This window comes from Streptococcus mitis (assembly GCF_009496155.1).
Taxonomy (GTDB): Bacteria; Bacillota; Bacilli; order Lactobacillales; family Streptococcaceae; genus Streptococcus; species Streptococcus mitis_BQ.
Genome location: NZ_WIJP01000003.1, coordinates 155,611 through 170,407 on the forward strand (window position 1 = coordinate 155,611; position 14,797 = coordinate 170,407).

13 protein-coding genes and 4 pseudogenes are annotated in these 14,797 nt (G+C 43.9%); all 17 read left to right on the forward strand.

Features of this window, described 5'->3' with window-relative positions:
- The first annotated feature begins 1 nt into the window (after position 1).
- Positions 2-376: a TnpV protein gene (locus tag GEZ84_RS02985; RefSeq protein WP_001129922.1), complete on the forward strand. Its 375-nt coding sequence runs from the start codon at positions 2-4 to the stop codon at positions 374-376.
- Positions 377-742: 366 nt separating this feature from the next.
- Positions 743-2,662: a tetracycline resistance ribosomal protection protein Tet(O) gene (gene tet(O) / locus GEZ84_RS02990; RefSeq protein WP_000691758.1), complete on the forward strand. Its 1,920-nt coding sequence runs from the start codon at positions 743-745 to the stop codon at positions 2,660-2,662.
- Positions 2,663-2,713: 51 nt separating this feature from the next.
- Entirely contained in the window at positions 2,714-2,887 is a 174-nt protein-coding gene (locus GEZ84_RS02995) for a cysteine-rich KTR domain-containing protein (protein WP_002779755.1), read from the forward strand.
- Positions 2,888-3,374: 487 nt separating this feature from the next.
- Positions 3,375-3,887 (forward strand): sigma-70 family RNA polymerase sigma factor, encoded by a 513-nt coding sequence (locus tag GEZ84_RS03010; protein ID WP_000241709.1) that lies wholly within the window; start codon positions 3,375-3,377, stop codon positions 3,885-3,887.
- Between the two features lie 94 nt (positions 3,888-3,981).
- Positions 3,982-4,407: a sigma-70 family RNA polymerase sigma factor gene (locus GEZ84_RS03015; RefSeq protein ID WP_000323895.1), complete on the forward strand. Its 426-nt coding sequence runs from the start codon at positions 3,982-3,984 to the stop codon at positions 4,405-4,407.
- A gap of 83 nt (positions 4,408-4,490) precedes the next feature.
- A pseudogene (locus GEZ84_RS11050) lies at positions 4,491-4,965 on the forward strand (RNA polymerase sigma factor).
- A gap of 154 nt (positions 4,966-5,119) precedes the next feature.
- A pseudogene (locus GEZ84_RS03025) lies at positions 5,120-6,145 on the forward strand (AAA family ATPase).
- Positions 6,146-6,669: 524 nt separating this feature from the next.
- The gene (gene mobV / locus GEZ84_RS03030) at positions 6,670-7,635 is read left to right on the forward strand and encodes a MobV family relaxase (protein ID WP_001820668.1); all 966 of its coding nucleotides are present in this window, start codon (positions 6,670-6,672) and stop codon (positions 7,633-7,635) included.
- An 8-nt stretch (positions 7,636-7,643) separates the two neighbouring features.
- Entirely contained in the window at positions 7,644-8,498 is an 855-nt protein-coding gene (locus tag GEZ84_RS03035) for a ParB/RepB/Spo0J family partition protein (protein ID WP_153223436.1), read from the forward strand.
- Between the two features lie 45 nt (positions 8,499-8,543).
- Complete coding sequence (locus GEZ84_RS03040) at positions 8,544-8,774, forward strand: YdbC family protein (protein WP_001206986.1); 231 nt, start codon at positions 8,544-8,546, stop codon at positions 8,772-8,774.
- 71 nt (positions 8,775-8,845) lie between these two features.
- The gene (locus GEZ84_RS03045; RefSeq protein ID WP_001820669.1) at positions 8,846-9,037 is read left to right on the forward strand and encodes a hypothetical protein; all 192 of its coding nucleotides are present in this window, start codon (positions 8,846-8,848) and stop codon (positions 9,035-9,037) included.
- Between the two features lie 54 nt (positions 9,038-9,091).
- Positions 9,092-10,948: a recombinase family protein gene (locus GEZ84_RS03050; protein WP_001820670.1), complete on the forward strand. Its 1,857-nt coding sequence runs from the start codon at positions 9,092-9,094 to the stop codon at positions 10,946-10,948.
- A pseudogene (locus GEZ84_RS03055) lies at positions 10,941-11,900 on the forward strand (helicase SNF2); the annotation flags it as partial. The gene GEZ84_RS03050 and the pseudogene GEZ84_RS03055, both read left to right, overlap by 8 nt.
- A gap of 74 nt (positions 11,901-11,974) precedes the next feature.
- Positions 11,975-12,259: a DUF5962 family protein gene (locus GEZ84_RS03060; RefSeq protein ID WP_049534662.1), complete on the forward strand. Its 285-nt coding sequence runs from the start codon at positions 11,975-11,977 to the stop codon at positions 12,257-12,259.
- A gap of 13 nt (positions 12,260-12,272) precedes the next feature.
- Positions 12,273-12,560, forward strand: coding sequence for a DUF5966 family protein (locus GEZ84_RS03065; protein WP_049534661.1), 288 nt, complete (start codon positions 12,273-12,275; stop codon positions 12,558-12,560).
- Between the two features lie 290 nt (positions 12,561-12,850).
- The gene (locus GEZ84_RS03070; protein ID WP_153223437.1) at positions 12,851-14,380 is read left to right on the forward strand and encodes an ATP-binding cassette domain-containing protein; all 1,530 of its coding nucleotides are present in this window, start codon (positions 12,851-12,853) and stop codon (positions 14,378-14,380) included.
- 327 nt (positions 14,381-14,707) lie between these two features.
- Positions 14,708-14,797, forward strand: a pseudogene (locus GEZ84_RS03075) (peptidylprolyl isomerase); the annotation flags it as partial.

The window sequence follows — 14,797 nt, forward strand, 5'->3', positions numbered from 1 at the left end:
AATGGCAAAATCATTATTTGAGGAACTGGGCGGCAAATACGAAAGGCAAGGGGATTATTTGATACCGTGCTTAACTGTACCCGCCGAAGAAGAACAGGCAATAGGCATCTGGGGGCAACGGCATTTAGATTATCTAAAACAGTACCGTAAAGTTACATACACCAATCTTCTTACAAGCGGCAGGCTAAACGCCTACCTTGCCGACATCAACAGACAGGCACAGGAACGCTTTGAAAGGCTCATAGAGGGTATGAAACAGGCACAGGGCATAACGGAACAGCTAAAGGCAGAAAACGCCTTAGAATGGACAGGATGCCTCAATAACATAAGGGCTTGTGCGAGGGAGATTGTGGAAAAGGAAATTATTTTTGCATAAACAGATGATTAGTGGCAGGGGGAAATCCTGCCGCTTTTTCTGCTTTAGTTTGTCAGCTTGACAAATAAAGGGTTAAGGAATATAATTAGATTCAGTATTATACAAGGAGTTAATAAATATGCGGCAAGGTATTCTTAAATAAACTGTCAATTTGATAGTGGGAACAAAAAGTAGCAGTCCCGTTTCACTTTTAATATGGGGCTTAGTTTTTTGTACCCAGTTTAAGAATACTTTTATCATGTAATTTTATATGCCCGAAAACATATAAGTGTTTTGGGGCTATTGGAGTTATTTACCCAGTGATAGGAGTATTTATCACTGGGTATTTTTATGCCCTTTTTTGGGTGTTGATAGGAGGAAAATCACATGAAAATAATTAACTTAGGCATTCTGGCTCACGTTGACGCAGGAAAGACAACATTAACGGAAAGTTTATTGTATACCAGTGGTGCAATTGCAGAACTAGGGAGCGTAGATGAAGGCACAACAAGGACAGATACAATGAATTTGGAGCGTCAAAGGGGAATCACTATCCAGACAGCAGTGACATCTTTTCAGTGGGAGGATGTAAAAGTCAACATTATAGATACGCCAGGCCATATGGATTTTTTGGCGGAAGTATACCGTTCTTTATCCGTATTAGACGGAGCAGTATTATTAGTTTCTGCAAAGGATGGCATACAGGCACAGACCCGTATACTGTTTCATGCACTACAGATAATGAAGATTCCGACAATTTTTTTCATCAATAAAATTGACCAAGAGGGGATTGATTTGCCAATGGTATATCGGGAAATGAAAGCAAAGCTTTCTTCGGAAATTATAGTGAAGCAAAAGGTTGGGCAGCATCCCCATATAAATGTAACGGACAATGACGATATGGAACAGTGGGATGCGGTAATTATGGGAAACGATGAACTATTAGAGAAATATATGTCAGGGAAACCGTTTAAAATGTCAGAACTGGAACAGGAAGAAAACAGGAGATTCCAAAACGGAACGTTATTTCCCGTTTATCACGGAAGCGCTAAAAACAATCTGGGGATTCGGCAGCTTATAGAAGTAATTGCCAGTAAATTTTATTCATCAACGCCTGAAGGTCAATCTGAACTATGCGGGCAGGTTTTTAAGATTGAATATTCAGAGAAAAGGCGGCGTTTTGTTTATGTGCGTATATATAGCGGAACATTGCATTTGAGGGATGTTATTAGAATATCTGAAAAAGAGAAAATAAAAATCACAGAGATGTGTGTTCCGACAAACGGTGAATTATATTCATCCGATACAGCCTGCTCTGGTGATATTGTAATTTTACCAAATGATGTTTTGCAGCTAAACAGTATTTTGGGGAACGAAATACTGTTGCCGCAGAGAAAATTTATTGAAAATCCTCTCCCTATGCTCCAAACAACGATTGCAGTAAAGAAATCTGAACAGCGGGAAATATTGCTTGGGGCACTTACAGAAATTTCAGATGGCGACCCTCTTTTAAAATATTATGTGGATACTACAACGCATGAGATTATACTTTCTTTTTTGGGGAATGTGCAGATGGAAGTCATTTGTGCCATCCTTGAGGAAAAATATCATGTGGAGGCAGAAATAAAAGAGCCTACTGTTATATATATGGAAAGACCGCTTAGAAAAGCAGAATATACCATCCACATAGAAGTCCCGCCAAATCCTTTCTGGGCTTCTGTCGGGTTGTCCATAGAGCCGCTCCCTATTGGAAGCGGAGTGCAGTATGAAAGCAGAGTTTCACTTGGATATTTAAATCAATCGTTCCAAAATGCGGTTATGGAGGGGGTTCTTTATGGCTGCGAGCAGGGGCTGTATGGATGGAAAGTGACAGACTGTAAAATCTGTTTTGAATATGGATTGTATTATAGTCCTGTAAGTACCCCCGCAGACTTTCGGCTGCTTTCCCCTATCGTATTGGAGCAGGCTTTAAAAAAAGCAGGGACAGAACTATTAGAGCCATATCTCCACTTTGAAATTTATGCACCGCAGGAATATCTCTCACGGGCGTATCATGATGCTCCAAGGTATTGTGCAGATATTGTAAGTACTCAGATAAAGAATGACGAGGTCATTCTGAAAGGAGAAATCCCTGCTAGATGTATTCAAGAATACAGGAACGATTTAACTTATTTCACAAATGGGCAGGGAGTCTGCTTGACAGAGTTAAAAGGATACCAGCCAGCTATTGGTAAATTTATTTGCCAACCCCGCCGCCCGAATAGCCGTATAGATAAGGTTCGGCATATGTTCCACAAGTTAGCTTAACAGCTTGTAAAAGTCATATAAAATGAGATTTGAAAGGATTAGAGACTAATTATGATGAAATGCGAATGGATATTGTGTCCTGTTTGTGGGAGCAAAACCCGTAATAAAATTAGGAAGGACACTGTTTTGGAGAATTATCCCCTTTATTGTCCAAAATGCAGACAAGAAAGATTGATTAAAGTTGACAACTTGAAGATAACTGTCATCAAAGAGCCAGACGCTTAAGACGCAGAGCCGATGAAATTGTGGAACAATTCACGAATCATCGGCTCTTTTTGTTTCGTATTTGAAAGAACAAACTCACCAAATAAAAAAAACGATATTCGGGTGGGTTATTTTGTTATACCCTAAATTACCCTCTGAATTTGTTTTTAAATTTGGAGGGATTTTTTTATGTCCTTTTTTCGGGCAGTTATCTATCTGCTCATACGAAGCAAAATTTATCAATACATAGCATATCAGAGAACGGCAGGAAACCAGTTAAAAAAATTTCTGCCAGTGCAACGGTACTTCTCACCTTGAAAGTAGAAGTACAATCTCCATACAATAGAATTACTATTTCCTATAACCGTAAAGGTCACAGAGCCTTTGCGGTTTTTCTTTTGTCGATTTTTGTTGGAAAGTGCCGTAGGGCTGTTTCTGATATGCGGTGTCGTTCTCCGCCTCTCCATCTGGATTTTTTACATTTCAAAAATTCAGATGGGAGGTATTTATGGTGAAATATGCACCAAGAAAGGTATATATCAGAGAAAGTGGCGGCTATGTGGAATTATCCTACACGGAGTTCTGCCGTTGCAGGGAATCCGACCAGACCTATATGGACAAGCTGTTTATCCCCATTCAAGGCTGTCTGCTTGAAGTCGTGAGGGAGCAATACACAGACTTCTACCGTGACAAGGAACGGTGGCGTTATCTGCAAAAATTAGATACAAAGAATAGACTGCTATCTCTCGACGGATTTACGGACAGCGAGGGGAATCCTCTGGACTTTATCACTGATGAAGCGGTGGACATTGCAGAAACCGTTGTCAATGCGGTCATGGTGGACAGGCTGAAAGCCGCCCTGCCTTTGCTGTCGGATAGTGAACAGGAGCTGATACAGGCAATCTTTTTTGACGGACTTTCCGAGCGTGAAGTCGGGGCGAGGTTGGGCATAACCCAGAGCGTTGTAAACAAACGCAAAGCCAGAATCCTAATAAAACTAAGAAAGATAATAGAAAATTAAAATTTAAGGCGTTCAGCCCCCTTGTTTTTTCCTTTGGGAAGATGAGGGGGCTTTTCTCTGCCCTCTCAATCAATTCTGATTGGAGGAAGTAAGAATGGCATACAACCACGGACGGGAGGACAGGAAATGGCGTATCTGGAAAGAAGCGGAGGAAAAGCTGCTGCGTGAGTGCGGCGTTGATGAAGCGACCATTGAGCAGATACGCATGGCGGACAGGGCAGACTTCAATTCCAACAGGCGGTTTTACCGATGGACGAATGACGTTGCGGAATATCTTGAGGACATGGCAGGCAGGGAGCGGCAGGCGGAAGTGGGTACGGTTGCGGAGTTACTGGAAGAGATTGAGAGCGAAAATCTCTATCAAGTATTAGTCACGGTGGACGGGCGTACCTTGAAAATCGTCCTGCTGAAAATGCAGGGGTATTCCACAAAGGAGATTGCCCCGCTTGTGCATTTGACGACTGGTGCCATCTATGCGAGGTTAGACCATCTGCGGAAGAAGCTGCGGAAAATTTTATAGCTTCTAAAACAGCCTGCCATCCTGCGGGCTACTGGGTGAGGGATGGAAATCCCCTCACTCATTTTTTGCAGGAGGACAACAGGATGGCATACAGGGTTAAGGCATACACGCTTCGGGAGGAATCCACGGAAAGCGGCACAAGGTATTTTATCAGCTTTAAGGACGGGCAGGGCAAATCCCACGAGTTGGAAGTGTCGGAACAGTTCTTTATGGAGTTTCGGCAGATGGAGCGCAGGAACAGGAATCTTTTCTAATGGGACGAGCGGCACAGGGAGTTTAACGAGGTATGGGACGAAACCCTTTACAGACGGGCGTTGCGTGTGCCTAAGAGCCTTGATGAACGCATGGTTGAGGAAGAACGGAATGAAACGCTCTATAAGGCGGTTGGGAGCCTTCCAGAGATACAAAGGCGGCGTTTCCTGCTCTACTACGAGTATGAGTTCAATTTTTACCAAATCGCCGCTATGGAGCATTGCACCGCTTCGGCAATACAGAAATCTGTTGCGATTGCAAAGGAGAAAGTAAAGGCGGAAATTGAAGAAATATCTCCAACCGTGACCGACACCGCCCGAAAAAGAAATCTGTTTTTTATTTGTGTGGGATTGGCGGCATTACATACTCTCACTTTTTTCCGTGGGAGTAAATCTATTTTTAAGGAGGTCAACGCCTATGTGCAACGAAAACAAAGACACCGCCCGAAAGGAGGAAAGCCATGCAGAAGTTACAGACAGTCAACGCCGAAACGCTCCTTTATGAACCGCTTGAGAAACCATCCTTTGTGGTGGACAGCCTTATCCCGACAGGCTTATCGCTGTTCTGCGGCTCACAGAAGATAGGCAAAAGCTGGCTCATGCTGAAGCTATGCTTATGCGTGTCGCAGGGAATCCCTTTATGGGATATGCCGACAATGGAGGGCGATGTGCTTTACCTCTGCCTTGAGGACACGTTCTGCCGCATACAGGACAGGTTATTTCGTTTGACGGACGAAGCAAGCGGGCGGCTCCACTTTGCCGTGGCAAGCTGCAAGCTGTCAGACGGTCTTATCGTGCAGCTTGAAGATTATCTGAAAGATTACCCAGACAGCAGGCTCATTGTCATTGATACCTTGCAGAAAGTCCGTACAGCTTCAAAAGACAATGCCTATGCAAGCGACTATGGGGACATCTCCCTCATCAAAGACTTTGCCGACAGGCACTCTCTGGCGGTCATTGTCGTACACCACATCCGAAAGCAGAATGACAGCGACGTGTTCAACAAGGTGTCTGGGACGACAGGATTAACGGGGAGTGCGGACGCTACCTTTGTTCTGGAAAAGGAGAAACGTGCGTCTGACACCGCCAAGCTGTATGTGACGGGCAGGGACACGCCTTATCAGGAATACACGCTGCGTTTCCGTGATTGCCGTTGGGAGCTTGTGGAGCGGAAAACGCAGGAGCAGCTTGCGAAAGAAACGATACCAGATGTCCTTTTTCGGTTGGTGGATTTTATGAGGGATAAGGAAGAATGGATAGGCACGGCAACGGAACTGTTAGCCGCTATGGGGGAAACGGAAACCATACCCACGGTGATTACGAAATGGCTGAATGAATAACGCACCACATTTTTAAGCGAGAACCGTATCTGCTACCAGTACAGCCGCAGGAAAGACGGCAGGCGGATTGCCCTTGCAAGGAGGGCGGGTGACAGCGGTGATGGTGGTGACAGCGATATTAGAATACCCCCCTGTTACTGTCATTGACGCTTAAAGCCATGTAAAGCTGGCGGCTCTGCCCTGCGGGTGACAGCAGTGACGGTGGTGACAGTGATTTTAGGATACCCTGCCGCTGTCATCCCTACGGGAGAACACCCCGTAAACGCAAAATGCAGGCGTGAGATTTACTCGCCCTTTTCGGTCGTGTAAAACCACCCCTGCGGTCAGAAAAATCATTCCGATTTTTCCGACTGCGTTTACAGGGTGTAACACACTACACTTTGCCCTGCAAAGTCGTGTGCCAGACGTTCCCTCTGGACTCCCTTAAGGCAGGGCTGTGCCCTGCTATCCTACGCCTTACGGCTTCGGATAAAAGAATGGCGGCATGACGGTGACGGCTCTTGCGAGGGGGGTATCCCAAAAACACCGTCATCATCGACATGACCGTCATGCAGGGGGTGAGGGTGACAGTTGCGGCAGTCGGCAGGGGGTATCCCAAAACTGCTGTCACCACCGTCACCGCTGTCACCCCAAAGGACGGTCACCCGCCGAAAGAAAGGAGGAATCCGCCTATGCCTTATGCAATCCTGCGTTTCCAGAAACGAAAAGCGGGCGGCGTTGCGGCTTGTGAACGCCACAACGAGCGGAAGAAAGAAGCCTACAAAAGCAACCCAGATATAGATATGGAACGCTCTAAAAACAATTACCATCTCATAGCACCACCAAAGTACACCTACAAGAAAGAGATTAACCGCATGGTAGCCGAAGCGGGGTGCAGGACAAGGAAAGACAGCGTGATGATGGTGGAAACGCTCATCACAGCTTCACCAGAATTTATGAACCAGTTACCGCCCGAAGAACAAAAAGCGTATTTCCAGACGGCTCTTGACTTCATTTCGGAGCGTGTTGGAAAGCAGAATATCCTCTCCGCTGTCGTCCATATGGACGAGAGAACGCCCCATATGCACCTCTGCTTTGTGCCGATTACGCCAGACAATAAGCTGTCAGCGAAAGCTATCTTAGGCAACCAGAAATCATTATCCGAGTGGCAGACCGCCTACCATGAGCGGATGTCCTCACGGTGGAATCAGCTTGAACGGGGGCAGTCCTCAATGGAAACCAAGCGGAAACACGTCCCCACATGGCTCTATAAATTAGGCGGCAGGCTTGATAAACAGTATGAAGAAATCGTGTCTGCCCTATCCGACATCAACGCCTTTAACGCAGGGAAGAAAAGGGATAAAGCGTTAGATTTACTCTCTGCATGGCTGCCAGACGTGGAGAAATTCTCTAAGGAAATCGGGAAACAGCAGGCGTATATCGACAGTTTGAAAGAGAGAATTGGGCAGGAATCAGACTATGCGGGGCGTATGCGTGATGAAAAGTACGAGCAGGAACTAAAGGTGCAGAAAGCGAATCAGAAGATATTTGAATTGCAGAGAACCAACGAGCAGATGGGGCGGCTGCTGTCAAAAATACCGCCCGAAGTGTTGGAAGAATTGCAGAAAAATCATAGAAGCAGAGCGAAAGAAAGGTAGATATGTGAATGAAGAAACAGGATTTTAAGGTGTTAAAGACCAAAGACTTGTACCCGTTCCCCGACAATCCGTTTCATGTGGCAGAAGATGAAACACTGTCAGAGTTAGCGGAAAGCATCAAGGAATTTGGCATTGTCACGCCGATAATCACACGCCCGAAAGAGGACGGGGACGGTTATGAAGTGATTGCAGGACAGCGGCGTGTCCGTGCTTCTGAACTTGCAGGGATAAATACCGTGCCTGCGTTTGTCCTGCCCTTAGACCGTGACCGAGCCATCATCACCCTTGTAGACAGCAATTTGCAGCGTGAGAATATCCTGCCATCGGAGCGGGCGTTTGCTTACAAGATGAAATCCGAAGCCATGAAGCGGCAGGGTTTCCGCACAGACTTAACCTCGTCACAAGTTGTGACGAAGTTGCGGACGGACGACAAGGTGGCACAGGGCTTCGGCGTGGGCAGGATGACCGTGCAGCGTTTTATCCGCCTGACGGAACTGATACCGCCGATTTTGCAGATGGTGGACGAGGGGAAAATCGCCCTCACGCCTGCGGTGGAACTGTCCTTCTTGAAGAAAGACGAGCAGGAAAACCTCTTTGCCACGATGGAGAGCGAAGAAGCAACGCCCTCACTCTCACAGGCACAGCGGATGAAACAGTTAAGCCAGAGCGGGCGGCTTGACATGGATACGATATTTGCGATTATGACGGAGGAAAAGGGCAACCAGAAAGAAACCTTGAAAATCAACACAAGCAAGCTGAAAAAATACTTTCCGAAGAACACAACGTCGAAGCAGATGGAGGAAACCATCATCAAACTTTTGGAGCGTGAGTTGCAGAGGAAACGCAACCGTGACAGCCGCTAATCTTCTTTTTTCGGGAAGTAAATACAGAGAGTTGAGGTATGGAGAATGAGAGAAATCCAGTATGAAATCGTAAAGGAAATCGCAGTATTGTCTACGGGCGACAGTGGCTACACAAAGGAAATCAATCTCATTTCATGGAATGGGAAAGAGCCGAAGTATGACATCCGCAGCTTTTCCCCGAACCGTGAAAAGTGCGGCAAGGGAATCACGCTGAACGCTGATGAAGCGGCGGCACTCCTTAAAGCATTACAGAAAGAATTAAACAGCGAGGATTAATGGTATCTGATTGGCAGGGCGGGGACATTTCCAAACTCTTCCCTGCCCTGTCTGGAAAGGAAGATTTAAGTATGGGCGAGGATAAGAAAGCAGATAAAAAGAGAAAGCGTATCGTGCCAAAAGCACCAGTGCAGATGATAATCAGCCGTGAATATGTCGGCACACAGACCGTTACAGAAGCGTTTGTCCCGATTATCTCCGAGGATATTCGGAAGAAGATTGCCGAGGGCGACACCTTCGACAATGAGGGGCTGTCCGCTTAGAATGTACGCAATGGGACATGAAAACAGATAGGACAGATACGGAGGTTTTACAGTATGGCAGGAATCAAAGAAGAAAAGAAAATCTATTTAGTCGGCATTTATTGCCGCTTATCTAAAGACGATGGTACGGATAACGAGAGTGCGAGCATTGCGACACAGAAATCCATCCTCACGGATTATGTGAAAAAGCAGGGATGGCACATAGCAAAAACGTATGTGGACGATGGTTATTCTGGTACAAATTTCCAAAGACCAAGTTTCCAGAATATGATAAAAGACATTGAAAGCGGTCTGATAAACTGCGTGATTACGAAAGATTTATCCCGTCTGGGGAGAAACTATCTTGATTGTGGGTTATATCTGGAAGTTTTCTTCCCAGAGCATAACGTGAGGTATATAGCGGTCAATGACGGCGTAGATACCTTGAATAAATCTGCTATGGACATCACGCCTTTCCGCAACATTTTAAACGAAATGTATGCCGCTGACATATCTGTTAAGATAAAATCGGCATATCGGGCGAGGTTTCAACAGGGGAAATTCATGGGAACTACCGCCCCTTATGGCTATATCAAAGACCCTGCCGACCACAACCATCTGCTGATAGATGATAAAGTGGCACATGTTGTAAAAGAGATATTCGACCTTGCATTAAAAGGGAATGGAGTTGCCAAAATTTGCAGACATCTTAATAAACAGCATATCCTACGCCCTGCCGCTTATGCGGCGGAGCGTGGCGAAACAGGCTTTGAACGTCATTTTGAGGGGAACGAGGACAAACGCTATATTTGGAGTGGGAACAGCGTGAGGAGCATTTTAAGAAGCCCGATATATGCGGGAAATCTTGTAGGCTACAAACGGATTGCCGCCAATATGAAAAGCAAGAAACGCCCCTCTAAGCTGCCCGAAGAATGGGAAGTGATACCCAATACCCATGAGGGAATAGTCACGCAGGAGGAATTTGATATTGTCCAACAGCTTATTACAAGTCGTAGGCTTCCACAGAACAAGGGAGGATTTGTAAATATTTTTGCAGGCGTTATCAAGTGTGTGGACTGCGGATGTGCTCTGCGGGCAATGAACGTACACAGGAGGAAACGCCCAGAGATTATCGACTGTGTACAGTATTCATGTAATAATTATGCAAGAAACGGAAGAAGCGAGTGTAGTGCCCACAATATAGAAGCAAGGGATTTATTCAATGCCGTTCTTGCCGACATCAACTGTTTTGCGGATATGGCAGTGAATGATGAAAAGGCGGTCAGGGCCATAGAAAAGCGGCTCACGGAAACAGACCAGAGCAGGGCGAAAGCATTAGAGAAAGAACGTAAGAAGCTGAACAAACGCCTTGCGGAACTGGACAGGCTGTTTTCCTCTCTCTACGAGGATAAGGTCATGGAGCGTATTACCGAGCGGAATTTTGAGATGATGTCGGGGAAATACCAGAAAGAGCAGCTTGAAATTGAAGCAAGGCTGAAAGAGGTGACGGAAACTCTTAATGAAAGCTACGAGAAATCACGGGGAATCCGTGACTTCCTCGCCCTTATCCGAAATTATCAAGGCTTAAAAGAACTGGATGCAACAGTTATAAACGCACTCATAGACAAGATACTTGTTTCGGAGCGTGAGAAGATGGCAGACGGAACAGTGAAGCAGGAAATCAAGATTTACTATAAATTCATCGGCTTTGTCGATGAATTACATATCATACCTACAAAACGGTGGGCAGCAATGCCCGCTAAAAATTGTACGGTGTGCGGCGTTGAATATGTCCCGGGCTCTGGTGCATCAAGGTATTGTCCTGCTTGTGCCAAGAAGATACGGAGGGAGAAATCAAACGAGAGCAAACGCAGGAGCAGAGAACAGAAAAGGATAGCATGTATGAACTGTCCGCAAAAAATGACCGACTGACATTCAGCAACGCAATGGACGGATTATCCGACAGGGAGATGAAAACAAGGAAGTGGATATTTACCACTACATTACCAAAGGTTCGTTTGATAATTATCTATGGGCAACTCAGGAGAACAAACTCCGTTATATTAAGCAGATTATGACTTCTAAGGAGCCGATTCGTGCTGCAGAAGACATTGATGAGCAGACCATGACAGCTTCTGATTTTAAGGCACTAGCAACAGGTAATCCTTATCTCAAATATAAGATGGAACTAGAGAATGATCTAACTCTATTAGAAAATCAAAGACGCGCCTTTCAACGCAGCAAGGATCACTATCGTCACACAATCTCCTACTGTGAAGAAAATATGCCCATTCTTGAGAAACGATTAATCAAGTATGATGGAGATATTCAACAGTCTGAAATGTCGAAAGACCAGGCATTTTCTATGATGATAGGTAAGCAAGCTTTTGATCAACGAGCTGAAGCGGGGGAATCTCTACACCGTCTTATCCGTCATAATCAAGCTGACAGCAAAGAATTCCGTACCCTAGCTAGTTATCGAGGATTTGACATTAAAATGCTTAGTCTTCCAACAAATCAACCTCTTCCTGAAACTTTCTCTGTTAAGATTGTAGGAGAAAATCAGTATTCTGTCAGTTTAGACTTGTATTCTCCTTTGGGGACAATTCAAAGACTCCAACATACGATAGACCACATTAAAGATGACCAAGTGAAAACTCAGAACTTATTGGATGAATTAAAGGATAAATGGACTACTGCTAAGGTAGAAATTGAGAAAAATTTTCCAAAGGAAGAGGATTATCAAACTAAAAAGGGCGAATACGATGTACTCGCGCCATTGATTGAAACAGAAACGGATTTAGATATTATTGATCAGGCCTTACGGCAATTCCACGAAAAAGGAAAAGAAAAGCAAGAACAACTTTCTTTTGAATTAGATTAAAAAATATATATAAATAGCGGACAAGAAAAGAAAAGCGCGGTAGAATAAAGATAGAAAGAAACGAGGTAACGATTATGATGGAAGATACCTATTATCAATTAGAAGAGGCCTTGGTACAGGGATTTCAAACACCTGAAGAATACCAAGCCTACAAGGAGTTAAAGGAACATTATGAGGAAGTGACAGGCGATTACAGTTTTTCTAAACGAGAACTCACTAGTCAATTGGAAATCTCTCTTCAGAATCATCGAAGTGTGGACTTTGAAGAACATGAAAAAGAGGAGTATTTGGACTTAGTTCAAAAGCTAGAGGAATTTGATTCCTCTCTTGCCACCCATTATCGTCAATTGATTGACTAGAAAGGAGAAAGTCATGAATGATTTACTCCTTGTCCCAGTAATTTTTTTAGCAGTAGGAGGAATTCTCATTCTTTTATGGAGACTCTTTCTGATTGCCAGTGGACTTTTCCTGATTGGTTTTGTCAGTTTTCTTATTTTCGTTGAGGGTTATGGAATTTATTTGTTCTTTACTGAACCAAACCTCTACATAGAAGATCTATCCCAGAATGGTCTGATAAGTTTTACAGGATTTTATGTAACTTTTAATCTAGCATTTCTTGTCTTTGGTATTTTAAAAATTATCAGTTGGAAAAGAGAGTAAAAAAACAGTTGAACAAGGTTGTTCAGCTGTTTTTTATATAGGGGCTAAATTACAGAATTGTAATTATAAGGCGATGATAATGATGATTTCAAGTAAAATCATTATGAATCTTCTTTTGGGAATATTCATGTGAAACCTCCTTTAATAAATTAATTAAAACTTTAATTATTATGGTATAATCTAGTCATATTATTGTACGTAATGTCCTGGTATTGCATTATCAGAATCGGGAGACAGTAGAAATTGTTCTACGATATGCAAAAAAACAGCTTTAGCAAGGAGTATAGTCTATGCAGATTTATCTTAAACCGCTGCGTTGGTATCTTTTCTTTAATCTGGTTTTTGGTGGTATTTCCAATGTCTGCACTGCCTTGCTACCCTATTTCACTCAGGAATTGGTTAGGGGGCATTATCAAATCGCCTTGTATGGTTACTGCCTGGCGGTGTTGTGCTATCTGGGTTGCAACTATATCCAGATGCGTTTGGATTGGAAGCAGGCAATTCTCTTTTCCACTCATCTTAAAAATGACTGGTTTCATTCGCTTTTGGAGTTGAGTCACCACGATTTCAAGCAGAAAACGGTGGCAGAATACATTTCCTATCAATCAAACGACCTAGATTCCTTGGAGAAGGACTACCTACCACCTCTTATGAGTTTTATCAAGCAAATTCTGCGGATTCTCATTTACACTGTGGTGATTAGTCGCACCATCAATCCTTTGGTCGCTTTGATTTTGCTAGTTTCGACAGCTGTCAGTATTCAAATTCCCAAGATTGTGGGGAAGTTAACCGCCCAACGTCGGCAGGTTTATCTAGAAAAGCAGGGAAATTACTATCGTACTTTGGAGGATTTGCTCAAGGGACACCATCTGGTAAATCAAGTCACCTTGTCTGGCTTTCAGGACCAGCAACGAAATGCTCTCAATACCTTGCAGGATAAGTATTTGGGTTACGGTTTGACCAAAATCATGGGTATTCTGCTGACAGGGCTTTCCTTTGAGTTTATCAGCATTGTCCTTTTCGCTTATCTCGCTTACTCCCTTGCCACCCAGCAGTTGGGTATTCCTGAGGTTGTGGCTAGCTTTGGCTATATCACTGCTTTTTCGGAGCCAATTCAGGAAATCCTATACGACTTGCAAATGCTGGAGTCGGTCAAACCTGTGGTGCAAAGTTTTCAAGCAATTGTCAGCCGTCCGTCCGCTGTTCAGGCACCTCAGATGTCTTTCGAGACCCTGATGCTAAACCATATCACCAAGCGACTGGGGGAGTCTAGCTTGACTATTCCCCACGTTGAAATTCGCAAGGGGGACAAGATTGCCCTCATCGGCGAAAATGGTTCTGGAAAGAGTAGTCTGCTCAACATTTTAAACGGGACTGACCGAGATTTTCAAGGCGAAATCTTACTTGATCATCTCCCTGTTCATCAACTCTGGGGCAAATTTGGTATGATTTTGCAACAGGAGCACACCTTTATCTCATCTTATGAAAATAATGTCACTATTTTCAAGACTTTTGAGGCTAATTTTAGGGATGAAAAGTTTGAAAAGATACCACCCCAGTCCCTGTCAGGTGGTCAGCAACAGCACATGTATCTCAATCGGGAGAAAAATCGTCATAGTCCGCTAATTATCATGGATGAGCCTTTTTCTGCTTTGGATGCCAGCCAATTTCAAAAGGAATTAGACAAGGTACTTAGCTTGTCAAGTGCTGTCGTCCTTACACTTCACCGTCAAGAAGAGATGCTATCACGCTTTGATCAGATTTGGGAAATCAAGGATGGGGAGTTGGTTGTCGTGAAAAGAGTTCTAAAACATGACTAACATAAGCTTTTCACAAGTTCAAAAGAGTTTTCATAAGAATATGATTTTGGATATTCCTGATTTTCATCATCTATTATCTAGTCATGATAAAACTGATCATACGCTTTCAACGCATTTCGGTTTTTTGGGGGTCTAAATACCGTACGCTTTTTTTACTCAGGCCTCGTTTTTCCCGTGGTAAGCTCGGTGAATTTGAGACAATTATTTGATAGTATTATAAAAAATTAAGGATTCTTTTTTCAATGTAGAGTCCTTTTTCTATTGTGATACTTTTTTCAAGATTTATCTGGTATTCTTGACCTAGTTTTTATAGAAAGAAGGTCTAAGATGTTAAATAAAGTCAAAACTAAAGCCTTAATTAGTGTTGGAGCAGTGGCTGCAACTAGCTTTATTCTCATGATGGGATATACTGCTGGT